The sequence below is a fragment of the Actinoallomurus sp. NPDC052274 genome, assembly GCF_040679475.1.
In the GTDB taxonomy this organism is placed as follows: domain Bacteria; phylum Actinomycetota; class Actinomycetes; order Streptosporangiales; family Streptosporangiaceae; genus Actinoallomurus; species Actinoallomurus liliacearum.
The window spans coordinates 143,350-168,372 of the sequence record NZ_JBFAUT010000005.1; the positions used below are offsets into that span (position 1 = coordinate 143,350).

The window sequence follows — 25,023 nt, forward strand, 5'->3', positions numbered from 1 at the left end:
CTTTGCCTCTTGTTCCATGGTGTTACGCGCGGATACCTCCGGCATCTCGAACACCTCGGGACCTTATCCGCCGGCCTGCAACTACCACCAGGCACTTCTCGCTGTTTCATGCAGAAGTAAGTGCGACTGGCTATTTCCCGGCTTTGGAGCGACGGTCTATTCACGCGTCATAGCCAAAGGATCAGTGACGTGCACCACGCCAACCGTCGTCAGCGAAAGAAGCAATCAATAATGGCCGTTACCTCTTCAGCGACTCCAGATCCGGATCCCGAGTCGCCGACGAACGGCGCCGGAGAAACCCGCGCCAGCCGATTCGGTGAATGTTCGCCCCCTTCCTCCCAGGCCGTATCGCGGAGGTGGCTTCCGCTCAGCGGCCGGGTGACGCCTCGCCGATACGGTGTGCTGTGCTGGCGGCGCACGTTCACCGGAACCCCGGAGCAGGTCAGCGCCGCCCGCCAGTTCACCCGCTACCTGCTCGCCGACTCCTCCGCGGCCGATGACGCGGCCTGGGTGGTCGGCGAACTGGCCACGAACGCGGTCAAGTACTCACGCTCGGGCGACGCGGGTGGGGTGTTCACCGTCGAGGTGCTGCGGTGGCGCCACCGCGTCCAGGTCCAGCTCACCGACGCCGGCGGAGACGGCGAACCCGTCCTGCCCACCATCGACCCGGCTACCGCCGTCTCGAGACGCCGCAAACTACCCGAGGGCCGACTCGGCCTGTACGGGGTCGGGGTGCTGGCGTGCCTGTTCGGCACCTACCAGCACCTGGACGGCACTCGCGTCGTGTGGGCCCGACTGGAGACCGACCCCGCCGTCGTCGGGACCGGCCGGTGAGCGCGGCTCCCTTCGGCCCTCATTCGGCCGGTCAACCACCCGACGACCAGCAGGACGCGGAACTCCCTGCTGACCACCGGCCGACCGGGCAGGACGAGGAGTCGGAGCTGGCGCGGCTGCGCCGTGAGATCCCGGCGTTCGGGTTCTTCTTCGACGGCCGTCACTGGTGGGGCATCTACGGCTCTTTGGTCATCGTGGGTGCCAGCGACCTGGACCTGCTCCGTGAGCGCTTCCCCGAAGCCGTACGCACAGCGCACGAGGACGCCGCCCGTAACCACCGCAACGACCACCGGTAAGGGCTTGCCTCGGCTGTGGCGTCCACTGAGCACGCTCACGGTCAGGAGCAGGTCAGTCTGCTCGGCGGCGGTCACGGCGGCCGTCGTCAGTGACTCATCGTCTCCAAGCGTCCTGCCTGGTAGCCGCCAGCCGGTTGGGCTGCTCGGGTTGTGCACGAGCATCCAGCGGCCGGCGGTGTCGGTGACCAGGAGGTAGGCGGTGATGCGGCTACTACTCACGCTTCGGCTCCAAGCGATTGGATGCGCGCGTGGACGTGGCCGGCGGGCGGTAGCTGAGCCGGTGCGGGCATCCGCGGGGACGCGAACATCACGTTCCCGTTGATGGTGTGGGCCTGCAGGCTTGAGCTGACGACCGATCCGGTGATGGTGCTCCCTCTGGGGCCGGCAGCGCGGCTTTTCTCCTCCGCCATCTAGAATCGGCTGACGTCGAGATTGTTCAGGCGGACGATCCGGCCGAGCAGCGGGGCCAGATAGAGCGCTTCAAGACGCAGGATTCGCCGGGTCTCCTCATCGTCGGAGCATCCGTAGACGTCCAGGAGAAGCACGCGGACCTCACGGACCTTCTTTCGGATCCACACCATCCGGGCTGCGGTGAGAAAGGCGACCGCACCGAGAAGCAACACCGCCAACATGGGCAAAGGCATGGGCATCTCTCCTGAGCGAAAAGGGGAATGACCAATCGGCTATAACCGGGCTTCGAAACGCTCACCCATCAGCACCAACCATTCGGGGTCGGCCTCCAAAGGTGTGAAGCCGGCAACGTCGAGCACACGCTTGACAGCAGCACCAGGGACCCGCCGGGGCAGAGAAGGACCGGTGGGTAGCCGCGCCGACGGCGGGGCGTTTCCCAGCACCACCGGCGCGGCGGCGAACGGGTGTCCAGATGATCAAGCCGCTCGCGTCGTCACGGGTGGCGTAGGCGACAAGGCCAAGCCGTTCATAGCCGTCCAGACCCGAACGGACGCGGGAGATCCGTCCGGCTGGGCCCGTACCGGGTGGGGCCTCGATGAGGAAGTCCTGGACGTACTGGATCGCTTCGTTCTCCTCGCGGGCAAGGCCGCGGAGTTCCTCCCGGCGGACGGCGCGGGCCCGAAGGTAACGGACGTGCCACTCGAACATGGGCGTCGGCGAGGCCGTCATGACCGGGCCCCGAGCGTGAGGTATTCGTGATCCTCGCTGATACGGACGATTGCCTCAACGGCGTCAGCGAGATCGAAGTAAGGAATCCGCACCGCTTCCCGGTCGCCGTTCTTCCAGCTGAAGTTCTCTCCACCGCACCAGATGGTCAGATGCCGAAGCGACAGCACGGACCGGTCGTGCAGGTCGTTGTGGTACATGCCGCCCAGGCCGCGGGCGGTCAGCTGGTCGCGGAGAGCGCGTACGGCCTCGGCCGGGCTGAGACGGACGGCCGGCGGCTTGGCGGCAAGCGAGGTCGCGGAGATGGGGACCGTGAACCAGGCGACCTTCCCGGAGACGCGATACTGCCCCAGCCGAGATCGCGTCCGGTAGAAGCCGTACCGGCCACCCGAAAGCGCCCGGACGGTATCAAGGCCCCGTTGACCAGACCACCATTGCGGCGGCAGTTCACCGACGGCAGCAGGCGGTGACTCGGGCAGCGGATTATCCGGCAGGTCACCCAGTAGTTGATCGAGGACATCGGCAGGCAGCGACTCGTTCAGCGGCTTGTCCGGCAACTGATCCAGAACGGGCACCGAGACCGCTCCAGCGACCGCATCAAGGTCGGAGCGGGGATCGAACACCGTCACGACCAGTTCGGCGCTGTCCTCGGGGCCGCGCCGATAGATCGCGAGTTCGGACCGTCCCACGACAGGCGCGTGAGTGTTGTCGAACTCTCGGCCGCCAAGGCCATGGAGCCAGGCGTTGGTGGCGTATTCGCTGGCCATGACGAGACAGTCGTCGAGCCGGTCGGGCACCAGATCGGCGAGGGCAGTACGGACGATCGAGCGCGCTGCCTCGGCGCATGAGCGGGTGTGAGGAAGGGGCCATACGGGGCAGCCGCCGGTGATGATCAATGCGGAGGGGCTCATCATCGGCGTCCCTGGCAGGGTCGTCATCATGGCACCGCCTGAACGAGATGGTGAGGGAAGGGGGTCCGTGCTGCCCCGAGGGCCACGAAGGCTGGGACAGCACGGACCCTGAGCGGCTCGGCCGGATTGATCTGCCGCCCAATCCCGGCGAGGCCCAGGGGGGCTTGGGCGCATGACGCCGGGGAAGGCCATCCGGGACTACGGGGATAGGTCCCTGGACGGCGAGGCTGATGGAAGAATTCATCGGCCGCTGGCCGGAGCCCAACCGCAAGCGCGGCACTGTTCCACACGCGCTTATTCGGATCTATCGCAAAGATCTTTCCGCTTCTCTGCGAATCATTATCGGGCATATCGATGAAAAGCTGATCAGAGGCGTCCAAAGCGGCAGCGACCGGGCCTGTGGCCGAGATGCACTCCAGGTCATGGCTGGGTGCGCCGACGTGGCGAGCAGCAGCGGCAAACCGCGTCAAAGGCCTAACGCTGGCTTGATTTCGGTCGTTGACTATCGGCCTCATCCGCTCGCCACCTCCCTCCCTGCGGGTGCATACTCGGAGGATTTTGTTCGCTACCGAACCGGCCTGCTCAGGCAACAGGGAGTCAAGCACCCCGAGGGTTCTGCATGCAAGACTTCAGATAGAAGATTCGGCTAGCATGGTCCGGAAAAGCAATTTCATTGCGAAGCGTGGGAGCTGATGCTTTCATATCGAGTGAAAGACTCCCCCGCAATGCAGGAAGGCGGTGAGTGATGCCGGACGGGACGACAGGGTCGACCGTGCCGCGCAGACAGCTCGGTCGGTACCTGCGCGAAATGCGCAACCGGGCCCGGCTGACCGTGAAGGCGGCGGCCACCAAGCTGGAGTGGTCCGAGGCAAAGATCTGGCGCATCGAAACGGGCCAGACCTCGCTGCGCAGCCTCGACGTGGAGGCGATGTGCAAGATCTACGGTGCGCCTGCGGACGTCACCGAAGGGCTGATGGGGCTGGCAAAAGAGACGAAGGCCCGCGGCTGGTGGCACGCGTACGGCGATGTCATCCCCGAGTGGCTGGAGGTCTACGTTGGTCTGGAGGAGGCGGCATCACGCCTATCCATGTACGAGTCCGAGCTCGTGCCGGGACTCCTCCAGACCGAGGCTTACGCACGTACGGTGATCGCAGCAGACAATCCCGGCGTCGACGATGCCGAGATCGAAAGGCGGGTGCACGTCCGGATCGAACGGCAAGCACTCCTTACGCGAGTGACCGCAGCACCGCAGGTAGAAGTAGCTTTGAACGAGGCCGTCCTGCGCCGCCCGGTCGGCGGGCGGGAAGTCATGGCCGATCAGCTTCACCGCTTGGCAGCCGCCGCAGACCGCTCCAACGTGTCGGTGCGGATCGTGCCTTTTAACGCGGGTCTACACCATGGGCTGATGTCCGGCCCGTTCAACATCCTCCGGTTCCCCGTCAACGGCGATGGACGGGAGACCGAGCCGCCAACCGTGTATGTGGAGGGGTTCACCGGGGCGCTATACCTGGAGAAACCGAACGAGATCGAGCGCTACAGCTCGGCGTTCGAGAGGATCTGGGGGTCCGCGCTCGACGAGACGGCCTCCAAGAACATGATCATTCAAGCAGCAAGGGACCTCTAGAGCAGTGAACGCAACGGATCTTTTGGGCGCGCTGTGGCGGAAGAGCAGCCGCAGCAACGGGCAGGGGGCTTGCGTGGAAGTTACCTCCATCACGCCCGCTGAAGCGCCTCGAGCTGCCGAGAACGCCACGAACGCCGGCTGATAGCGAGGGACTTTCAAGGCGCCTGAGTCTGGGAAGCTCTATGCAGCAGCCCATTGATCACTTCACTGGCCTCACTGTGGCCAGCGACGAGCAGCCAGGCGTGCCCGGGCTTTCCCCGGCCGGCGTGCCCCCCTTCTCGCGGACGCGCTGGTTGGGGTTACGGGCGACTTGTCGTCATACCCGCCGAGGACACGATGCGGCCTGGTGTGATCCGCCCCGAGAAACGATCCACTGTGGGGGCCGCGCTCCTGCGGATCAGCTGGCGACGAGCAGCACGGCGACCTGCACGCAATCAGCGTCCCACCTTCCGCTGTAGCTGCTCGTCCGCCAGTCGGTCGTGCTGTTCGTGGTGGTCATCTCCCTTTACCTCCTCCAGGGCTCAGTCAAGGCGTCCGGGACCGCGTGGCATTTTCCCAGAATGGGGCATGTCGTCACTCGTCGTTCACTGGGCCGGAGTGAGTGGTCCTGGTGCTATTCATGATCGATCTGGGGAATGAAGGCGAAGGACGGGGGCGCCTGCTGCATTGGGCGATTGGCCCGGTCTGCCTTGCCCGGACGGCCGGGGGTCTCTGGGCGGCGGCCTTCTTCTCGTGGGTTCGGTCGTGGGGCGGAGCAGCTTCAGACGCAGGCGGTCGGTTTCCTCGTCAGGTTCGACGTCGAGGTCGGCGAGGCGGTTGGTCAACAGCTGATAGGTGCGCCGTACGGCGTCCAGGCGGCCGAGCTGTGCTTGCAGGCGCATGAGGTCCTGGTAGAGGGGTTCTGCGTAGCGGTCGTGGTCGATGGCCTGCTCGAGGACGGCCAGGGCGCGCTCAGGGTGGTGGTCTTGGAGGAGGCGGGCGAGGTGGGCCAGGGCGTCGGTTGCGTGGCGGCGGAGGCGTTCGCGTTCGGTTTCGGCCCATTCATAGGTCAGGTCGTCGGCGAGTTCTCCGGTGTACAGGTCCGGGATCTGCTGGAGGGCTGTGACGCGCTCGGCGTCGCTGGTGGCGTGCTGGGCTTGGTGCAGAACGGTCTGCAGGTGCCATAGGTCGACGTCGATGAGGGTCGGGTCGAGGTGGTAGCGGCCGGCAGTGTGGTTGATGAACATCGGCTGGCGCAGGCCGGTGGCGGCGCGCAGGGTTTTGCGGACGTTGTTGATCCCGGTGTGGAGCATGGTGGTTCCGGTGTCGGGGTCGCGGCCGGGCATGAGGGCGTCGATGCCTTGGTCGCGGGTGATGCCGTCGGGGTGGAGGGCGAGGTAGGCGAGTAGGTCGCGGGCGATGCGCCGTAGCCCGGTGGCGACCGTCTCGCCGCCTGCGTCCAGTCGTACGGCTCCGAGCAGGTGTAGCTGGACCGGCCGGGAGGGCGCGCTGTCGGCCGTTGCGGTCTCCTGATGCGGCGTGGCCGTGGATGGCGGTCGGGTGGGGGCAGGCCGGGGTGAGGGCTCAGCGGGCGACGTGGTGTCGGGTCGTGCCTTGGGCGGGAGCGGAGTGGCGGGCGGGCCGGGGGTCTGGGGTTCGGGGGCTCCGTTGGCCGTACGGATGACCTGCAGCATGGGCCCGGCGTCGGCGGCGGGCAGGTGGAACAGCCGGGCGCCGCTCCAGGTGCCGGCGTCGGGTCCGGTGGCGCGGGTGCTGGTGCCGTCGGTGGCGAGGGTGAGAGTGGTGCCGGGGCCCCAGTCTCCGAGCAGGAGGCCGCCGACGTCGTAGGGCCGTCCGAGTTGGAGGATGGCCTGCAGCGTGTCACCGGCGGCGGGGGCGGTGGCGATGAGGATGACGGCGGGCAGAGGTTCGCCGGGGTCGGCTTGTCGGAGGGCGGCAACGTCGGGTTGGTCGGTGGTTTCCATCAGCCGGGCCCGGTGGATGATTTCAGCTTCCAGGTGGGTGATGGCGGCGGCGAGGGATGCGGTGATGACGAGCCCGGGGACCGCGCTGGCCAGGTCGGCGGCGTCGATGCCGGTTCCGGCGAGCAGTGCTGTCGCGTCGGGTTCGGGGATGAGGAGTTCGACGCGGTAGCGGCGGGACTTGGCGAGCAGTTCGGTCATGATCGCCCGGGCCGCATCCAGGTTTCCGGGGCCGGTCAGGGCAAGGTTGAGCCCGCCCAGGGTGATGGTGAGGTCCCGGCCGTCGCGGGTTCCGATGGTGAGCTGGCCTGGGGGCGGGGTGGTGGCGTCCTGGGTGAGGAGGTCGGCGTCGGACGGGATGGGCCGGCTGTGGTGGGTGAGGGTGTCCAGGTGGGTTTTGCGGGCGCGGGCGACCGGTGCGGGTGGTGGCGGGGCCGGGTCGGTTCCGGTGGGGTCGGGCCATTCGTCGAGGTGGGGGCGGCGTCGGCGGCGGTGCAGGCGGGTGGCGGCCAGCGCGAGGCTGATCGCCCCGGCCAGTCCCAGGCCGACGTACGCGCCTGAGGGCAGCCGCACCGCAACCGGTGCCCCATGTGCCTGGTCCTGGGGGTGTGCTGGTTCGCTCGGAGTCGGTTCCGGTCGAGGGTGGGCGGATCGTGCCGGCGCGGCGGGTGGGGCCGGTGTGGGCGTCGCTGGCGCATGCCCGGTGGCGGGCTGGGACGCCGTGCCCGGTTGGCCGGTCGGGGGCGGTGTCGTTGCCGTCGGGGACGCTGCTGGGGTAGCCGAGGAGGCGGCCGGTGGTGACGCGGTGGCGCTGGACCGGGCTGTCGTGGGATTCGGGGTCGGGTTCGCTGGGGCGGCAGCGGATGGCCGTCCGGTCTGAGATGGCGATGCCGCGGGGGGTGGCGTGGAGTCGTGGGCGTGGCCGGGGGTTCGGTGCCGGGCCGGGTGGGTGGCGCCGCCGTTGCCGGTGGTGGGGATCTTCAGGTGCTGTCCGGGGTAGATCCGGTCCGGGTCGGTCAGGTTCGGCAGGCCGTGGGGTTGGGTGAGGTGCTTGCTGGCGTTGAAGATCCGCAGGTACTTGATGCCGGAGCCGTACTCGTGCCGGGCGATCGCCCACAACGAGTCGCCGCGGGTGATGACGCGCGTCTTCCACGGGCGCGCCTCCGTCGTCGGTGCCTCATGCGCGGCCAGCCGAACGCGACCGTCGAAGACGGCCGAGGGCGTCATGGTGTTCGCGGCCCGTACGTCCGTGGGCCGTTCGTCGGCAGCGGCGACGGTCTCGTGCGTAAGGGATGCGGTGGTGGAATTCGCGAGCGGAGCGCCGGTGCTGATCAGGAGGGCGACCGTGGCGACCAGGTCGCGGGCCAGATGCTGCATCGGCCGGATCGGCCGTGGCAGTCGCCGGGCCGGGCACCCGCGTAGGTAGGCGACCGTCTCGGCGAGCGTCGCTATCGCGAACAGGATCCAGGCGATCCATCCGATCACCTTCACCACGGCCAGGAAGAGCGTGTTGCCGGTGTCGGGCTGGGTCAACGTCGCGGTGATCTGCGCCCAACTCGGCACGCCATGCGGAATAGGGGACCCGGCGACCACTGTCAGGGCGGCAGGGAACCCGGCCAGCAGGAGCAGCAGCACGATGAGTGCGCCCAGACCGCGCCTGATCTCGGCGGTTCGTGACCGCCCTGGCTGGTGTCTCATCGGTTCTCCCCCTTGATGCCGGTAGCCAGGTCGGCATCGGCCGTGGCGTCGGCGTGCAGACTCGTAATCCCGATCACGGGCAGGAAGATCGCCGGCCGGGTGACCGTGACCCGGACGCGGATCCGATGGGCTCCGACCGGGGTGGCCGACCCGTGGTAGCCGCCGGCACGCAGATACTCCTGGGCCGTGTGGATCGCGCCCTCGCGATCCACACGGAAGGATCCGTGGGCGTAGGCGCGGTCGCGGTCGACCTGGCCAGCGCCGGCGCGGGCGGCTTCTTCGGCGGTGACGTTCGCGTCGTGGCGGGCTTCCAGCTTCTGACTGAAGTCCACGATCGCGCCGAAGAACACGATGACGACCATCGTGATGATCACCGTGAAGATGCTCAGCGCGCCCCGCTCGCGTCTCGAGCGCTCTCCTGCCCGGGCCTGTGGCCGGATGATGGGCATGACCGGTCACCGAGCCGTCAGTGTCGCGGGTTCATGCGAGATCCCTGGGCGGTCATCAGTGCAGGTGGACAGCTCAGGCGCAACGTTCGCTGCGTCAATGCCGAGCTGCTCGAAGACGAGGCCCGTAGGACGCAGCCAAGCCACGATTGGCCCATCCCCTGCCGCATCGAGATTCTCATTCCCATGACCGACAGGACATGGCTGAATCGCGACCACCAGATGGAGCCAGGCGCCGAGCTCTTCCGCAGCGACCGCCGCTTCTTCGCGGAGGCCTACTCCGCCAGCCACAGCCAACTGCTCCTGCGCAGCGTGGAAGGCGACGACGGCCTCGGTCGACATCACGAGACCACGATCGACATCCTGTTCAAGCCGGTCGACGCTCTCAAGATCGAGACAGATTTCCGCGGCCTGACCATCCGCCGCGCCACCGACGACGAAGCCTCGAAAATCAAAGAACCGCTGGTCGGCGTCGACGACGCCCCCGACGTCCGGGTCTTCCTGCTCGACAGCCAGAACACCACCGGATACGTCGTCAGCATGGCCGTCGGCTGGCAAGAAGGCGTTCTCGGACCCACCCGACGCAGCTTCTTCAACAACGCGGGATCCTACGACCCCCGCTGGCCCAACCAATCCCTCCACGGAGCGAACCCCGGCTTCAATGAAGCCTCTGTCCAGGACCTCATCCAAGCGCTCAAACATCCCGCCGACCAGCGGCGGGACCGCTTCCGGACCGTGCACGTCCTCATGACCTGCATCGACCTTCGCGACGGGCCAGACATCGCTGGTTCGGGAGTCTTCCTGACCAGGGAAGACGCCGAAAACGCCCGCGCTCAGCTCGCGCCCGAAGTCACCGACTGCTGGATCGAGACCCTGCCGATCGGTCTGTGACCTCAAATCCACCGAACCCGACACCTTACGGGGGACCATCGCGTCCCTCCCTGCTCCGGTTCAGCGCGACGACCCGTTCAGAATTCGGGAACCCGAAAGCCTTGCCTCGGAACGGGTCCAGCATGGACCGATGAGTAGCGGTGACCGTCCGCGAACCGGGCATTCCTGGGGCTGTGATCTCGGCGAGGTGGACGGTGCAGGTCACCCGTGCGGTGACCGTGCCGGCCCGGCCGACGGGCAGGGCGAACGCGGTCAGGTCGAGGCTGACGCGTGGGGTGCAGTGCAGTCCTTTGTCGCGCAGGGTGGCCAGCGCGCCGCTGGTCGCGGCGGTGCGGGCTTGGGCGGCCGTGCGGGCGATCGAGGCTTGGCGGGCGGCGTCGGCGGCGGCCTGGTCCACGGCCCCGCCCGCGTTCCGGATTCGCGCGCCGACCAGCAGGGCCGCCAGGAACACGACGAACAGCGGGGCGAGGATGGCCGCTTCAACCACGGCATTACCCGCATCCGCGCGGCACCGGGCGCGTGCGGCGTGTTCCGCGCTGGTCATGTTCCCTGCCCGGTGGTGAAGACCTCGCGCGCGCCATGGGCGGTCGCTGCGACGGCCAAGCGGACGCCGGGCAAGAGGGAGGGTGCGCGGCCGTGGACGGTCACGGTGATGCTCGTGCCACCGGACACCGCGACCTGGGGGACGAGCAGAACCGGCTCCTGGCGGGCGAACCTGAGGGCGGCGGTTCGGCCACCGGTCAGTGTGGCGTGGTGTGCGCGGGCGACTCGTAGGCCGTCCTCGGCGGCGGCTAGGGCGACCTGGTGGGCGGCGGCGACCATGACGGCCTGGGCCAGGGCGAGGAACAACAGCGCGATCGCGGGGAAGACGATCGCGATGGAGACCGAGGCCGAGCCTGCATCGCTGCGAGCGCCGTGCTCGGCCGGTGGTGTCGTGTGCATGACGGCGGTCAGGGGATCTTGGCGATCCAGGCGTGGACCTTGCCGGACACAGCCGCGTAGATCGCGGCGGCCAGGACCGCGAATCCGGCCACGATGATGATCGTTTCGACCACGTTCGCGCCCCGATCCTTCCCCTCGGCGCTGCGGGCGCGGATCGTCTCGCGGATATGGGTGGCCTGATCGGCCGGCCCGCTCACCAGGAGCAGGCTTGCCTGGAGTAGTCGATGTCGCATCAGTGTCCTTCCGTTGGTGGGTGGCTTCCGGTCATCCGGGGCCGATCAGCCGGGCGAAGAACGGGAAGCCGACCAGGACGACGAACCCGAGCATCAGCAGGGAGGTCGGCACCCACATCGCGGTGGTCCGGGCGTTGGCTTCGGCGCGGGTCGCGGCGGCGGCCTCGTGCCGCATCGCGGTGATCTTGGCGGCCAGGACGTCGTGCATCTTGGCGCCCTCGGCCCCGGCGATCTGCGCGCTGTAGGCCAGATCCACCAGATCGGCAACCCCGATCTGCTCGCCGAGGTCGGACAGGGACCGCCAGGGTTGCTGCTGTCCCCGCCGCGCGGACTCCAGCGCGGCGGCGATCCGCCGGAACGGCCAAGCTTCAGCGGCGCTCACCGGACCCTCGAGCGCGGCGTTCAGGGCCGCGCCGGCGGCCCGCTCTAGCAGCACTAGTTGCAGGTAACAGGCGAAGGCGTAGCGGAACTCGCTGCGGCGGTGACGCGCCTCGGTGCGCACCCAGGCATCGGGGAGGAACGACAACCCGGCCGCCAGCAGGATCGTCACTGCGGCGGGCAGCGCCCACGGCAGCGAAGCGCCCGCTGCCGCCAGCGCGCCGAGCAGGACAGACGGGATGATGATGCCGGCGAGGAACAGGGCGAGCTTGTCCAGCATGAACCGCTCGGCGGTCCGGTCCAGCAACGCCAGATCCGTGCGCGGGACCGCGAGCATTCCTGCCGGGCGGGTCAAATGAGTGGCGAGCCAGGCCCCAACCCGCTCGCCAAGCTCGGGCGGGGTCGCCGGTTCGGCGGGGCTGAGGCGGGTGGCCTGGATCCGGGCCAGCGCCACATCCAGACGGGGCGGTGCGGGTCGCAGTTCCCGGGCGATCAGCAGTACGCCCACCACGGTGAGAGCAGCGGCTATGACAGCGAGTGCGGTCACGGCGCACCACCAGTTCCGTGGCGGTGCGATCCATCGTCGCTGGTGATGTCGTCGTCGATGAGGCGGGTGCCGGTGGTGATGGTGGCCAGGCGACGCATCCATCCCAGCCCGCACGCGTACAAGGCGGCGACCGCGGCCAGGACCAGTTGGCCCAGTGGCGTGCTGTAGGGAGCGGCCAGGGTGCCGGACGCGGCGAACAACGCGGTCAGCGTCCCGACCGAGATTATGATGACCAGCAGCGTGGTCCGCAGCGAGGCGCGTTCGGCCTCGACCTCCCGGCGGACGCGGACCTCTTGGGCGACCGCGTCGGCCAGCGCGGTCAGAGCGTGGCGGGTTCCGGGCCCGCGGCGCCGGGCCGCCAGGATCAACGCGGTGGCGATCAGGTCCCCGACCGGGTCGGCCAACTCGGCGGCGAAGGCACGCAGGGCCTGTTCGGTGCCGGCCCGGTTGTTCAGCCGCTCGGCCAGCAGCCCGACCGGCTCACGGATCGGGGCGGGGGCCACGCGCAGGCTGTCGGTGAGGGTCTGTTCCAGACCGCGGCTGGCGCCCATCACCTCGGCCAGCCGCCGCGCCCACGCCTCCAGCGCCTCCAACCGAGCGATCCGCTGCCGAGCCGGACGACCGGACAGCATCCGCGGCAACACGTACGCTCCGGCGGCGACCGCCACAGCGGCCACCGGCCACCCCACAAGCAGCAATACGGCCAGCCCAGCCCCGCCGGCGGCTAGCAGCCGGTTACGGCGGGATCGATCGCCCGCCGACCGCAGGAGTTCGCGCCAGCGGGCCGGCGGCCGTCCTGCCGCCGTCTCGGTCGGGGGGACGCCGGTGAGGCCGCGGGCGGTCAGCAGGATGCCGCTGCCCGTGCACAGCCCGGCCAGCCCGGCGAGCAGCCCCATCATCGGGACCACCCGCCCTCGGCACCGAACCGAACGCGGTCGCCGTCCGCCCTGCTTGTGATGAGCGTGGGGTCCAGGCCGTAGGCGGCGAGTTCGTCGAGCAGGCTGGTGCTGATGTGCCCGCCTGTCGGGGTGGCGCGGCCGTCCGGGCCGGGGACGAAGATGCGGTTGCGGGCCGGTTCGGGCCCGTCGGCAGGCGGGCCGGCCTCCATCACCTCCGCGACGAACCGCGCGTTGGTGCGCGGGTCGCGTTGCAGGTAGACGATCAAGGGTTCGGCCAGCCCGAACATCAGGTGCAGGTCTTCGGGGCTGAAGCCGAGCCCGGATCGGCGGCCCAGCTGGATGACCCGGTTGAACACGTGCTGGGGGCGGTGGACGTGGAACGTGCACATGGAGCCGCGCGCCCCGGAGTACATCACTTCCAGCATCGGCGCTAGTTCTCCCTGGCGTGCTTCCCCGACGATGACGCGGTCGGGGTTGAGGCGCAGGCTGGCCGGGACCAGGTCTTGGAGGGTGACCTCGCCGGCGCCTTCGGAGTTGGCGTGCCGGGCCTCGAGCGCGACCACGTCGTGATGGCGGTGTGCCAGCCGCGGGTCGTCCAGGAAAAGCTCGTAATCGGACTCGAGTGTGATGATGCGCTCGTCCGGGTCGATCTCGTTGGCGAGGGCGCGGATGAGGGTGGTCTTGCCTGTGTTGACCTCCCCGGCCACGATGATGTTCCGCCGGGCCCGCACCGCCGCCCGCAAAAACTCCTCCACCGCCCTGGTGAGAGTGCCGAGCTCGGCGAGCTGATTGAGGGTGACGTCAACGAGGCGGTGGATCCGCAAGGCCAGGTGCGGGCGGCGCGAGACCCAGTGCACGACCGCCAGGCGCACCCCGTCTGAAAGGGCCACATCAAGGAGTGGGGTGGCGTGGGAGAACTCCCGGGTGGAGTTCCCGCGCCTAGCCAGCAGCTGGATCCACTCGATGAGCTCGTCGTCGCTGGCCGCGACCGGTGGCCCGGGGGCTTTGGTGCCGTTGGTGTAGGTGACCCAGGTCTGGTCACAGCCGTTCACGACGATGTTCTCCACATCGGTGCGTTCCAGGAACGGCTGCAGAACTCCGAGGCCGTAGCGGCGGTCGAAGACCAGCCGGGCCAGGTACTGCTGGGCTTGCGCCGACGGCATCGCCTGGCCGGTCGTGGTCTGCTCGTGCGCCCAGTCCTGTACCGCCCGTACGATCGCTTGCCGCGCCTGAGCTCGGTCGAGGTCGTCGCTGAGCACGTCGACCAGCTGCTCGCTGATCCCACGCGCCGCCGCCCACCACGCCCGTGCATCCGAACCAGCCGCTGGTGCTCCGCTGGAGCCGGTCACTGAGCGGTCGGACGGCACGTCGACGGTGGGCCGGATGGTGGCCGGGGTGAACGGGGACCAGCCGTAGCGCGTCACCGCGCCTCCCCGGAGGAGACGATGTGGGCGGGAAGGGTCTCGGGATGGAACGCCCGTTCCTCCACCAGCTTGCGCATCTGATGCCCGAGGTTGCCCGCCGTGCGCAGCAACAGGCACGTACGGAACGCCATCCGGGGCCGGGCCCCGTCGGACAACACGTTCGCATCGGTCGGCGCGTGCGGCAGCTCGGCCAGCACCGGCAGTTCGAACAACGCGCGGCCCACCTCGGCCGCGGAATAGCGCCCGGATTGAATCAGGCACAACGCCACTGGTACCCGCCAGTTCAACGCGCTCAGCAGGGCGTCCAGGCGGGGCTGGGCGGCATCGACCTGCGCCAGCGTTCCGCGCAGCACCATCACCACCAGATCCGCGTCCGCCAAAAGCCCCATCGGGGTGTCCGGGCTACCGACCCGGCCGACGTCGGCGATGACATCAGCCTCCGATTCGGTGAACAAGCCAGCCAGGGGTTGCCACAACCGGGCCAGCTGGGCAGCGTGCCGAGGGTCGCGGATACCGTGCAGCAGCCGCACCCTCCCCGACTCGGCCAGGGGAATGGTGTAGTCCTCCATCCGCGTGTCCTGGCCGCCGAGTGCCGTCGCCAGGCCCAGCAGCCCGGGGCCGGGTGACCCGTCGAGCCGCTCGGCGAGATACCCCGGCAAGATCCGCCGGCCAGCCGGATCGCACTCGGCCAGCATGACCTCACGCGGCCAGCCCAGCGCCAGCGCCAGCGCGGTCGTCGTCACCCCCGGCGACCCACCCGCAGAGCACACGCAATACAGCGCCATCACGAACCCGCCCGGCTCGTCACCACGAGCGCCACCCGCCCCGCCGCGGCAAGACGCGCGACCGCGCTCGCATCACCATCAGCGACCAGCAGCGACACCGTCACCGCCCCGTCGGCGTCCGGGCCACCGGCCGCATCGACGACCCCCGCGACGTCCTTACCGGACGTCGCACCAGACGAGCCGCTCTGACCCGCCGGGCCGGAGGCGTCGTCCTGGCCTCCAGAGGTGGCCACGATCCGGACCTGCGAACCCGGCTCCAACCCACGGGGCGGCAACTGACTCGGCTTGAGCGCCACCGCGACCAGCGCCTGCCCCGGACCAGGCGTCAGCTGCGCCGTCACCTGGCTGGCCGTCAGCAACGTCCCCGCCCGCAACCCCACCGCCGCACGCCGCCCGACCACCTCCCCCAGCTGACCGCCCGGGATCGCCCGCACTCCCGGGCCGAGCGCCACCACTGCGGTGTCCAGGTCCGCGCGGGTAAGCGGCTGGCCGACCGCAACGTCTCGCGCCACCCGCACGACCGAGGTTCGGTCACTCGCGGCCCGGAACAGATACACATTCGCCAGCACGCCCAGCGCCAGGATCGCCACCCCCGCCGCGATCCACGCCGGGCGCCGTTGTCGCGCCAGCCGCACCGGACCACGAGCCGGACTGCTCGCCGCCGTCGCCTGCGCGCGGGCCGAGGGGCTCTGCCGTCGCCCGCTCGTGCCAGCCGTCATCTCCCCGCCCCTCCCCCGTACAGGCCCTGAGCCTCGGCCACCTTGAGACCGAACGTCGTCGACCGACTGATGTCCGGCAACGCCCCGCCAGCCCCGCCCGAGCCAACCCAGCTGCCGCCCCACACCACCGTCACCTTCACCCGATACACCGCACCCGCCTCACCAGCCGAGGACCGGGAATAGGTGAAGGAACAATCCGTGTGCTGACCCGACGCCGGCTTGACCGGGTCGTATGCCATCCCCGGCCCCGGACATGTCACCGTGGGCAGGCCCGGGCCCGGCTCGATGACCATCTGCTTAGGCGTCGCGGTGACGTCCGCCCACACCACCCCCGCCGAGGCGCGCCTGGCCATCGGATGCCACTGGTTGCGTGGGACCCATACCCACTCGGGCAGACCGACCAGCCCCTGGGATCCGCGAGGGGGTGCGGTGCGCACCGCGGGGATCGGCAGGCCGAGCTTCTTCCACGCCGCTTGAGCCAGTTCTTGCGGCGTTACGGCAGGATGGGGGTCAGTTCCACACACCACCGGTCTTCCAGCGATGGCTCCCGGCACGCCTACAACGCTGCTAGCGGCGGCGGCCTCGACGCAGTAGGGCGGAAGGCTGTCCTTAGGATCGGCTACTGACCGCGCGATGCTGGCTCGAATGGGCGGGTGGGCGCCGTCACTGCCGGGAGTTCTCGCGTAGGGGTTGTAGGAGTGAAGCCCGGCGATCACGCCGCGATCACTCCCTCCCGGCTTCTGGCCAGCCTGCGCGGGCACGGAAAGGGCGCTGAGGAGCATCCCTGTCGCACTGACGATGGTCGTTATGTGTGACACGTGGCTTTGAATTGTCTGACTTCCGAGATTCGCCATCGTCCGTCACCTCCTAGTGTCAGTTTTGCAGTGAGGTTTCGGTGTGCCGTACCGCGCGTTTCTGGTACCAGCTGGTGGCTCTGCGCGTTGGCCAGCCCGGCATTCGAAGCGTCTTGGCAGTCGTGGACCGTGGCTGCTCCTTGACTCACGTCGACTTGGGTGACGTGCACGATCACGTGACCCCACGGCTCGAGATGCCGCGCCTGCTCCTCAATAATCTGCCGGATTTCAAAGTCCAGGTACCAGCCTGACGCAAATTGCTCCAATATGGAACGGACCCGCTCTGGGGGTGCTACGAGAGCCGCGTCAGCGGCCGGAAAGAGACTCGTGTATGCGGTGATGATCGCGCCCCGTGGCGTGGCGGGCGAAGGTGAACTCGATGGAGATGCCGCTGTTTCCGGAACACCGGATCTGGCGGACGTAGACGGGAAAGTGATTTTTGAGTGATGGCGACTGCAGCTAGCGACCAAGATTGAGATCAAAGCTACGTAAAGCATGCCCCGATAGGACCGGGGTATCGAGGCGACCCGAGGGCGGCCCATTAGCGCGGCCGACCTTGAAATTATCGCTACGACACGACCAGTAGCTCCAGGCAAGAGCATTAAGCAGACTTCCTTCCCAAGAACACGCGCCACCAGTGAACGCCCGGTGCACCCGCCATCGATCCGTCCCCTCGTCCTGGACGCCAGCTCCGCGCGCCGAGCCCGAGCCGTGAGCAACACGGGACCGACCGTAAGCGCGCCGGATCACCGGCCCATCACCGAAAAAGCCGACCCGCCATCACAATAAGTAATCACCAATAACACACGGTGTCCACAGCTGGCCACGCTGGAGAGTCAGGACTCGCTGTAGCGTGGTCGGCTCCGAAGATCCGGGGGCAAGGACAATCGGGGATGAAATTTCGCATTCTTGGGCGCTTCGAGCTGGTCAGCGAGGAAAGCACGCGTGCCATTACCCGTCCGCTGGCACGCGGCGCGCTGTTCGCGTTGGTGCTGTACCGCAACCAGTCTCTGCCGCCGGGTCGTCTGATCGACCTACTGTGGGGACCGGCGGCAGAAGACGATGGCCGGCTTCATTCGCTGCGCACCCGCATGTGGAACATCCGCCAGATCCTCACGCCGGACCGGCTGGTAACCGACGACGTCGGCTACCGCCTGCGTATTGATCCCGACGACGATGAAGTCGATGTGGATCGCTTCCGGGATCTGCACCGGCGAGGCCGCAAGGCGGTGAGGGACGGTGATGCGATCACCGCGGTAGGCCTGCTGGAGGAGGCGATCGCCGAGTGGGAAACCGCTCAGCTGGCGGATCTGCTTCCGGTCACCCCGGCGATGGGCTCGCTGGTCACCGGACTACTCCAGGAACGCCGAGATGCCCGCAACGGGTTGATGCGAGCCCATCTGGCATTGGGCCGGCATCGGGAACTGCTGCCCGAGCTGCGAACGCTCGTCACCGCCGAGCCGGACAACGAGCAGCTGTGGGCCGACCTGATGCTCGCCCTGCACCGATGCGGCCTCCAGGCCGATGCGCTGCAGGCCTTCACTGAAGCCCAAGCTGCCCTCACCACGCACGTAGGGGCCGAGCCCGGGCCTGAGTTGTGTGCGCTGCGACGCCGAATCCAGGCCAATGACCCCGCGCTGCGACTCCCAACCACTACGGATCCGGCAGCGCTCCATAAGGCAAGCCAACTGCTGCCGCGTCAACTCCCAGCGGACCTGGCGGACTTCACCGGCCGGGAGGACGAGGCGGCGGAGCTCATCGCATTGCTATCGCCAGTCTCCCCGATCAGGGCGCCTCGTCTAGCCGAAGTCAGCGGACCACCCGGGGTCGGGAAGACCGCGCTGGCGGTGCGGGTCGCCCACGCCGTCGCCCACGACTACCCCGACGGCCAGCTCTACCTGCGGCTCGCGGGAGCATCACCGACCCCACGGAAGGCATCGGAGCTGCTGGGTGAGGTCCTGCACGGCTTGGGCGTGACGGCATCGACGACTCCGCATACGCTCGCCCAGCGCGCCGCGCTGTTGCGGACCCGGCTGGCGGACCGGCGGATGCTGATCGTGCTCGATGACGCAGCCTCACCGGAGCAGGTCCAGCCGCTGTTGCCTGGTGCCGCCGGATGCGCCGTCATCATCACCAGCCGCGCCCTACTGCCGGGCGTCGCCACAGGCCGCTCGATCAGCCTGGCACCTCTCCATCGCGCCGAAGCGCTGCACTTGCTGACCCGCCTGGCCGGGCACGAACGGGTGAGCGACGATCCCGAGGCCGCCGGTACGGTCATTGAGGCGTGCGGGCGGTTCCCGCTTGCGGTCCGGATCGCCGCCGAGCGTCTGGCCGCGTGCCCGTCGTGGCCGATCGCCTACCTCGCCCACCGCCTGGCCGATGAAAAGACCCGGCTCGATGAGCTGGTCGCCGGGAACCTGGCTGTACGCGCCAGCATCGCCCTCAGCTACCAGACCCTTGAGCCTGCGGCACAGCGGGCGTTTCGGCTGCTCGCGCTGGCCGGGAGCGGGGAGTTCCCGGCCTGGGCCGGTGACGTCATCCTCGGCGAACCCAGCGGTGCGCTGATCGATGCCCTCGTCGGCCACTCATTGCTGGCCAGCGTCGGCGTCGATCCACTCGGCCAGCCGCGCTACCGCTTCCACGACCTGATACGCGAATACGCCGCCGAACTCCTCACCACCGATTCCGACGCAGATGCCGCGCGCGAACGTCTGATGGGGGCGTGGCTGGAACTGGCCGACATCGCCGACGCCTCCATCCCGCGCGGCCTGCACGCGCCCCCACGGACCCGCCCTCCGCTCGCGGCTCGCGGCGTCCAGCCGAGCCTGGCGCAGCAGGTCGCCGACGCCGCGGAAAGCTGGTTCGCGGCAGAACGCCGGAACCTGCTGGCCGCCGTCGAGGCTGCCTGCGACCTCCCTGATGGATATCAGCTGGCCCGGGAGCTGGCGCTGCGGCTGGCCGCGTTCTTGCACCTGCACGGCTACCACGACGACGCCGAGCACATGTGGATCACGATCGCGCAGGCCGCCGAGGCCTCCGGGGAGGCGGCGTTCGCCGCCCGGGCGTGGCTGCGGGCCGCCATCGCCCTGGCCGGTGACCGGGCCGACCCGATCCCCGCGTTGCCGTTGGTCGCACGATGCGTCACCGCCCTGGAACAGGTGAAAGACTTGCAGCGGCTTGCTCGCGCCTATGGGCTGCGCGCCTACTGCACCATCGCCACCGGCGACTTGCCCTCCTCATCAGCCGACGCCGAACGCGGCCTGGCCTTGGCGCGCACGACCGGCGATCCGCACGCGGAGTTCTTGTGCCTGCGGGTCCTGGGCGGAACGCTGATCCGGCTCGGCCGGCACGCCGAAGGGATCATCCGCTGCGAGGAAGCGCTCGAACTCGCCCGCCGCCAGGGCAACACCCGCTACGTCTGCGTGGCCCTGCACTCGCTCGCCAAGTCCCGCCTACACGCCGGCCAGCCCGACGCCGTCCTCGACCTATGCCGGCAGGGACTCGACCTCAGCACCGACGGCCGCGAACCGCTCCGCGCCTACTTCCATCGCCAAGCCGGGCTGGCCTACCAGCGCCTGCACCGTCATGACGCCGCGATCGAGGCGCTCACGATCGCCGCGGACCTCTTCGGCGCCGCGCACGATGACTATCAGCGGGCCTGCTGTCTACAGGCATCGGCAAAAAGCCATCACGCCGAAGGCCACCGCGATAAGGCGACCAGCGACCTGGAGAAGGCCATTGCACTGTTCCACAGCCTTGGCCGTACGGACCTGGAGAGCCAAGCACGCAAAGACCTCGCGAAATACCAGGAATGAGCGAGGGTAAAATGGCGTAAGCCGGAAGCCGACTTGTCAGCGCATGCGGGGCCCATGAAACAATAGATAGGCGGCCATCAACTCTGCACATTCGGGAGGTGGCCGATCCGGCCGGATAGTCGGCGGCGATAAACATATCTCGACCCCTAGAAAGCTGCTTCCGCCGCCGCACAGCCGTGGGCTCTCGGTGACACGGAATGGACCGCGACGACGCGCTGACAGCTCTTGCTCGGCTACCCGCCTTGTATATGCGTACGAGGTCCATGGACAATGGCTAGGCGGAAATCAACGATGCCCGGGGATGACCGATCCGGCTGAACAGACGATGACTGCCGCCCGCGAAGGCCGCCCACGGTCGCGGGCTCTCGCCGGCCGGGCTGGATCCCGACGCCACGCGGACACGTCGCGCCCGGCACGGCCTGCCCACGAGGCGAGCTCGTGCGCCAGTTGGCCTGCCGCCCAGGCCAGCACCCCTGCATGAAGGAGAACTCGCAGGTCAGCGCCGATCTGCATCTACCGACGGGTCGTCCGACTCATAAAAGAACTCCCCTGTCTCAAATGATGGGCGACCGCCGCCACGGCTCCTGGCCACGCCGATACCGACCCACCCGCCCACCACCAAACCAGCCCTCAGAAAAACCCTTCATTAGATATTCATGCATTCGGCCGACGCCTCTGCTCAGTTGCCCATTAGAATCTCGATCGGCAAGTCGACCTAACCATCCCACGACAATCTTCAAAAAGAGTCTTCTAAACGAACGCTGAATGGCGTTTAGCAACCCCGGCGAACGGGGTATGAATTATTCATCAACCAAAACGAACCGCTTCCCACGGGGGATGAGATGACCGTCACGGCCGATCAATTCGACGGCGAATTCATTCACGTCGACGCCGCCAACATCCGGCAACACGACATCATTTTGGGCGGTGCCCGCCCGGTCATGGCCCCGCCGGTCACCACCGCCGACGGCCGTATCACCGTCACCACCACGAACGGCCCGGAAACGTTCACCGCCACCGCGCCCGTGCATGTGTTCCGGCCCGCCGCCGGAACCATCGGCGAAGAATGCCCCGAATGCTATTCCGCGCCCGGTGAACCATGCGCCCCGCATTGTCTGAGCTACGCCGCGCTCGATGACGCGGCCGGTACCGACATCGCGTGACCCCGTTCCGGTGCGCCACACCGCCCGGGTGTGGCGCACCGACGCCGTCGGCATCACCGCGACACTCATGGCCCCATCGGGTGAGTCACGCCCGTACGGACGGCCTACCGCCCCCGGCGAGTTAGCGGGGACGGTACGCCGCCCATACACATCGGCCCGGTCCACACCCCGCCGCGCGCGGGGATGACCGGGTCGTTTGTCGTTCCCGGGGCGACGCGGCGGGGCAGACCGCGTTCGGGGTTGGTTCGTGGCAATGGTCGGCGCGCCACCCCCGACGGGGGCTGAACGCCCCGGGACGTAGCGGACTGCTCTCGTCAGCGCCGCCATGGCGCGCCGTGTGTCATCCCCCGGGCGCGGTTTGCGGGATTGCCGGTAATGCGCGGGGGGTGCGCTGTCCTGGAAGCCATCGCATAGCGGGCACGCCCGTAGGGCACGCGCCGTCCGAACGGCAGCGGCGCATGGGTGTGGTCGATCAGGCCACGGGCGGCACTGTCCGCGCGGCGGGCGTCACATCGCGGGCATTATCCAGGCAGGCGTAACGGATAAAAGCCTCAGTCGGGTGATTGCGCCCGGCCGCTTTCCCGGCGCCACTGACGTCCATCACATCCCCCGTTGATCAGTTCGCGTTTCGGTGTAGCGCTAGGTTCCATTGGACCTCGTAATTGCGTGAAGTCTCCGGATCGAGTCGATTACCGGCCGGACCTGATACCGGGCAGGTAAGGGACTCCAGCCGTTAAGGGCTGGTCGTCGGCGCGGACGGAAAAGGTGAGGCTGTTCAGTCCCCGGCGACATCCGCCCATCCTTGACTACGGCACGTTTACCGAGGTAGAGCGCATGATCACGAGGTGGTTGCGGTTAGGTGGTCCAGCCGTTCCGGTAACCGAGGAGCCAGCGTTTCCCTATTGCGCGGACACCGGGTGTCGAGAAATGGTCGAGCTCCACGCGACAGGAAACGGCACCAAATGAACGGTGCCGACACCATCTGAAAGGACCGCCCAATGGCCGCCATCGACACCCGCACCACCGGCACCGAAAACACCGCCGCTAATGACGTCGTAAACGGCGCTCAGACGGCCGGTACGGCGACCGGGGCCGCCACCGTGGCCGTTGGCCCGGTCGAGTTGGCCGGGGCCGTGTGGGGCGCGCTGAACGCCAACCCAGGCGCGTCGGCCGCGACCATCGCCACGGCGGCGGGGGTGTCCCAGCCCACCGCCCGCCGTGCCCTGAACGAGTTGGAGGCCGCCGGGCACGCCACCCGCATCCCGGGCGGCTACCGCGACGGCAAGCGCGTCCCGGACGCATGGAACGCCACCCCGGCCACCGACACCACCGGCACCCCGGACACCGCACCCGAGGCGGCCACGGATACCACCGGCACCGACCGGCCGGAGGTGACCATCACCGCGTCCGATGACGACACCGCCCCGGCCCCGCCCGCCGAAATGAGCCCGGTGGACGAGGCCACCGGAGACGCCCCCGCCACCGACGGCGACGGCGGGTCGGACGGCGAGGAGGACGCGGCCACGGATCCGGCGGACGACCCCGCCCCGGACACCGGTACCCCGCCTATCGAGGAGGTCACTTCCGCGCAGGTCGAGGACGGGGGTGAGGGGATGGATCCGGCGGCGGTCAGCGATGCGCGCGAGGCCCTGACCGCGTTGGGTGAGGCGGTCGCCGGTGCGTTGTCGGCCCTGCAGGCGGGTGACCGGGAGGCGGTGCTGGCGGCAGCTGAGACGTTCTACGCCGGTTCCGGTAAGGCCCGCCGTCGGGTTCGGACCGCCGCGCACCGGCGGCGGCGTGGCGCGTCGGGGGCGGCGCATGCCGCGCCGGGGCAGCTGCGGGAGAAGGTTGCCGGGCATCTGGCGGCGCACCCGGGCAAGGAGTTCACCCCGCACGAGATCAGCAAGGTGATCGGGCATTCGGCCGGTGCCATCGCCAACGCCCTGGACCGGTTGGCCGCGCTTGGGCAGGCCATCGAGACCTGTGAGCGGCCCCGCCGGTTCGCCGCCACACAAGACACCCCCGTATCCGCTACGTCCGCCGCCGGTGCGGCTACCGGCACCGCGACCGCCTGAATCCGCCCCGGGCGGGCGGCGGCCGCGTTCGGGCCGGTCCGCCCGCCCGGGGCGGTCCCCCCGGAACCGACACGACGCGTCGAGGGAGATCACGTTGAGCACCACCACACCCGCGTCGCTAGCGGGCATCGGAACCACGGCCGCACCGCCGGGCGCGCCATCGGCCACGTCGGCCATGGAGTTCGCGGTGCGGCGTACGCCGACCGGCCGGTTGGGACAGGGCGAGTTGCGCCGTCAGGTGGCCGCGCACCTGCTGGCCGACCCGGCCAAGGAGTACACCCCAGGGCAGATCGCCACGGCGGTCGGTGCGCGATCGGCTGGTGCGGTCGCCAACGCGTTGGAGACGCTGGTGGCCGGTGGTCACGCGCAGCTGACCACGGCCAAACCGCGCCGGTTCCGCGCCACTGCCACCACCGCCGAGGCCACCAAAAGCGGGCCGGTCCCGGGCCGCCCACATCCCGCCCCGCCCACGCCGGGCGCGCCATCCTCGCGTACGGCATCCTCTGGCACAGGCACGCCGGGCGCGGCGGCAGCGGACGCCTCGGCGGTGGAGGCGGGTGGGGGTGTGCGGCGGCCGAACGGGCAGACCTACCACCCGCGCGCTCTGGCTGATCTGCCGGACGTGACCGCGTTGCGCAAACTCCGCGAGGCGGGCGTTGCGGCCCTGTTGTACGGGCCACCCGGCACCGGAAAGACCTCCCTGGTCGAGGCGGCCTTCCCCGACCTGATCACGGTGGCCGGGGACGGAGACACGGCGGTCGCTGATTTCGTCGGCGAATACACCCAGACCAGCGCGGGCGCGTATGAGTTCGTCTACGGGCCGCTGGTAACCGCGATGACCGAGGGGGCGTGCCTGTTCATCGACGACGCCACATTGATCTCCCCCAAGGTGCTGGCGGTGGTGTATCCGGCGATGGACGGCCGCCGCCAGATCACCGTCAAAGCCCACACCGGCGAGACCATCACCGCCGCCGACGGCTTCTATGTGATCGCCGGGCACAACCCCGGCGTTCACGGCGCGGTCCTCACCGAGGCGCTCGCCTCCCGGTTCGCCGCCCAGATCAAGGTGTCGACCGACTATGACCTGGCCCGCACCCTGAAGATCGATCACCGCGTGGTCCGGGTGGCCCGCAACCTCGCCGCGCAGGTCGAGTCCGGGCTGATCGGGTGGGCCCCGCAGCTACGCGAACTGATCGCCTACCAAAAGATCACCCGGGTCCTGGGCACCGACGCGGCGGTGGCGAACCTGATCGGTATCGCCCCAGAAGAAGACCGTGACGAGGTGGCCAAGGTCATCGCCACTGTCTACGGCCGCACCATCAAACCCCTCGCCCTGGGCCGCCAACTCTGACCCGCCGCCGGTCACCCACCACCGCCCGTCACCTACGCGA

General features: G+C 68.9%; 22 protein-coding genes. 10 read left to right on the forward strand and 12 right to left on the reverse strand.

Annotation, left to right across the window (positions count from 1 at the left end):
• Window positions 1–378 precede the first annotated feature (378 nt).
• Window positions 379–834: an ATP-binding protein gene (locus AB0K82_RS06550; protein ID WP_364393507.1), complete on the forward strand. Its 456-nt coding sequence runs from the start codon at window positions 379–381 to the stop codon at window positions 832–834.
• Window positions 831–1,130: a hypothetical protein gene (locus tag AB0K82_RS06555; RefSeq protein ID WP_364393510.1), complete on the forward strand. Its 300-nt coding sequence runs from the start codon at window positions 831–833 to the stop codon at window positions 1,128–1,130. The genes AB0K82_RS06550 and AB0K82_RS06555 overlap by 4 nt, the downstream gene beginning before the upstream one ends.
• 410 nt (window positions 1,131–1,540) lie before the next feature.
• On the opposite strand, the gene AB0K82_RS06560 is transcribed toward AB0K82_RS06555, so the two are convergent.
• Window positions 1,541–1,774 (reverse strand): hypothetical protein, encoded by a 234-nt coding sequence (locus AB0K82_RS06560; protein ID WP_364393512.1) that lies wholly within the window; start codon window positions 1,772–1,774, stop codon window positions 1,541–1,543.
• A gap of 492 nt (window positions 1,775–2,266) precedes the next feature.
• Complete coding sequence (locus AB0K82_RS06565) at window positions 2,267–3,208, reverse strand: hypothetical protein (RefSeq protein ID WP_364393515.1); 942 nt, start codon at window positions 3,206–3,208, stop codon at window positions 2,267–2,269.
• Between the two features lie 200 nt (window positions 3,209–3,408).
• On the opposite strand from AB0K82_RS06565, the gene AB0K82_RS06570 reads away from it, so the two are divergent.
• The 3 genes from AB0K82_RS06570 to AB0K82_RS06580 all read left to right on the forward strand — a co-directional run bounded on the left by AB0K82_RS06570 (window position 3,409) and on the right by AB0K82_RS06580 (window position 4,944).
• Complete coding sequence (locus tag AB0K82_RS06570; protein ID WP_364393517.1) at window positions 3,409–3,828, forward strand: hypothetical protein; 420 nt, start codon at window positions 3,409–3,411, stop codon at window positions 3,826–3,828.
• Window positions 3,829–3,923: 95 nt separating this feature from the next.
• The gene (locus tag AB0K82_RS06575) at window positions 3,924–4,802 is read left to right on the forward strand and encodes a helix-turn-helix transcriptional regulator (RefSeq protein WP_364393519.1); all 879 of its coding nucleotides are present in this window, start codon (window positions 3,924–3,926) and stop codon (window positions 4,800–4,802) included.
• A gap of 4 nt (window positions 4,803–4,806) precedes the next feature.
• On the forward strand, window positions 4,807–4,944 hold the full coding sequence (locus AB0K82_RS06580; protein ID WP_364393521.1) for a DUF397 domain-containing protein: 138 nt from the start codon (window positions 4,807–4,809) through the stop codon (window positions 4,942–4,944).
• Between the two features lie 475 nt (window positions 4,945–5,419).
• On the opposite strand, the gene AB0K82_RS06585 is transcribed toward AB0K82_RS06580, so the two are convergent.
• Together AB0K82_RS06585 and AB0K82_RS06590 are read right to left on the reverse strand one after the other, a co-directional pair.
• The gene (locus AB0K82_RS06585; protein ID WP_364393524.1) at window positions 5,420–8,461 is read right to left on the reverse strand and encodes a BTAD domain-containing putative transcriptional regulator; all 3,042 of its coding nucleotides are present in this window, start codon (window positions 8,459–8,461) and stop codon (window positions 5,420–5,422) included.
• On the reverse strand, window positions 8,458–8,910 hold the full coding sequence (locus tag AB0K82_RS06590) for a pilus assembly protein TadG-related protein (protein WP_364393527.1): 453 nt from the start codon (window positions 8,908–8,910) through the stop codon (window positions 8,458–8,460). Before AB0K82_RS06590 ends, AB0K82_RS06585 begins: the two co-directional genes overlap by 4 nt.
• A gap of 183 nt (window positions 8,911–9,093) precedes the next feature.
• On the opposite strand from AB0K82_RS06590, the gene AB0K82_RS06595 reads away from it, so the two are divergent.
• A complete protein-coding gene (locus AB0K82_RS06595; protein ID WP_364393529.1) occupies window positions 9,094–9,798 on the forward strand; it encodes a hypothetical protein in 705 nt (234 codons plus the stop codon).
• Between the two features lie 25 nt (window positions 9,799–9,823).
• Here the strand turns inward: AB0K82_RS06595 and AB0K82_RS06600 are convergent, their stop codons facing one another.
• From AB0K82_RS06600 to AB0K82_RS06635, 8 genes are read right to left on the reverse strand one after another with little or no spacing between them, the layout of a single operon-like run.
• Window positions 9,824–10,285: a TadE/TadG family type IV pilus assembly protein gene (locus AB0K82_RS06600; protein WP_364393531.1), complete on the reverse strand. Its 462-nt coding sequence runs from the start codon at window positions 10,283–10,285 to the stop codon at window positions 9,824–9,826.
• A 53-nt stretch (window positions 10,286–10,338) separates the two neighbouring features.
• A complete protein-coding gene (locus AB0K82_RS06605) occupies window positions 10,339–10,740 on the reverse strand; it encodes a hypothetical protein (RefSeq protein ID WP_364393533.1) in 402 nt (133 codons plus the stop codon).
• Between the two features lie 8 nt (window positions 10,741–10,748).
• Window positions 10,749–10,973 (reverse strand): hypothetical protein, encoded by a 225-nt coding sequence (locus AB0K82_RS06610; RefSeq protein ID WP_364393536.1) that lies wholly within the window; start codon window positions 10,971–10,973, stop codon window positions 10,749–10,751.
• 31 nt (window positions 10,974–11,004) lie between these two features.
• Window positions 11,005–11,898, reverse strand: a complete 894-nt coding sequence (locus tag AB0K82_RS06615) for a hypothetical protein (RefSeq protein WP_364393538.1) — start codon at window positions 11,896–11,898, stop codon at window positions 11,005–11,007.
• Entirely contained in the window at window positions 11,895–12,797 is a 903-nt protein-coding gene (locus AB0K82_RS06620) for a type II secretion system F family protein (RefSeq protein WP_364393716.1), read from the reverse strand. Before AB0K82_RS06620 ends, AB0K82_RS06615 begins: the two co-directional genes overlap by 4 nt.
• Window positions 12,794–14,221 carry an ATPase, T2SS/T4P/T4SS family gene (locus AB0K82_RS06625; RefSeq protein WP_364393540.1) on the reverse strand — a complete coding sequence of 476 codons (1,428 nt, stop codon included), beginning with the start codon at window positions 14,219–14,221 and terminating at the stop codon, window positions 12,794–12,796. Before AB0K82_RS06625 ends, AB0K82_RS06620 begins: the two co-directional genes overlap by 4 nt.
• Entirely contained in the window at window positions 14,218–14,964 is a 747-nt protein-coding gene (locus AB0K82_RS06630; protein WP_364393542.1) for a hypothetical protein, read from the reverse strand. Before AB0K82_RS06630 ends, AB0K82_RS06625 begins: the two co-directional genes overlap by 4 nt.
• Window positions 14,965–15,005: 41 nt before the next feature.
• Window positions 15,006–15,596 (reverse strand): SAF domain-containing protein, encoded by a 591-nt coding sequence (locus AB0K82_RS06635; protein ID WP_364393544.1) that lies wholly within the window; start codon window positions 15,594–15,596, stop codon window positions 15,006–15,008.
• A gap of 1,876 nt (window positions 15,597–17,472) precedes the next feature.
• Between AB0K82_RS06635 and AB0K82_RS06640 the strand changes: the two genes are divergently transcribed.
• The 4 genes from AB0K82_RS06640 to AB0K82_RS06655 all read left to right on the forward strand — a co-directional run bounded on the left by AB0K82_RS06640 (window position 17,473) and on the right by AB0K82_RS06655 (window position 24,983).
• Window positions 17,473–20,394 carry a BTAD domain-containing putative transcriptional regulator gene (locus tag AB0K82_RS06640; RefSeq protein WP_364393547.1) on the forward strand — a complete coding sequence of 974 codons (2,922 nt, stop codon included), beginning with the start codon at window positions 17,473–17,475 and terminating at the stop codon, window positions 20,392–20,394.
• Between the two features lie 842 nt (window positions 20,395–21,236).
• Entirely contained in the window at window positions 21,237–21,557 is a 321-nt protein-coding gene (locus AB0K82_RS06645) for a hypothetical protein (protein ID WP_364393550.1), read from the forward strand.
• Window positions 21,558–22,555: 998 nt separating this feature from the next.
• Window positions 22,556–23,632, forward strand: a complete 1,077-nt coding sequence (locus AB0K82_RS06650; RefSeq protein WP_364393552.1) for a DeoR family transcriptional regulator — start codon at window positions 22,556–22,558, stop codon at window positions 23,630–23,632.
• Between the two features lie 94 nt (window positions 23,633–23,726).
• Entirely contained in the window at window positions 23,727–24,983 is a 1,257-nt protein-coding gene (locus tag AB0K82_RS06655) for an AAA family ATPase (RefSeq protein WP_364393554.1), read from the forward strand.
• Window positions 24,984–25,023: the final 40 nt, after the last annotated feature.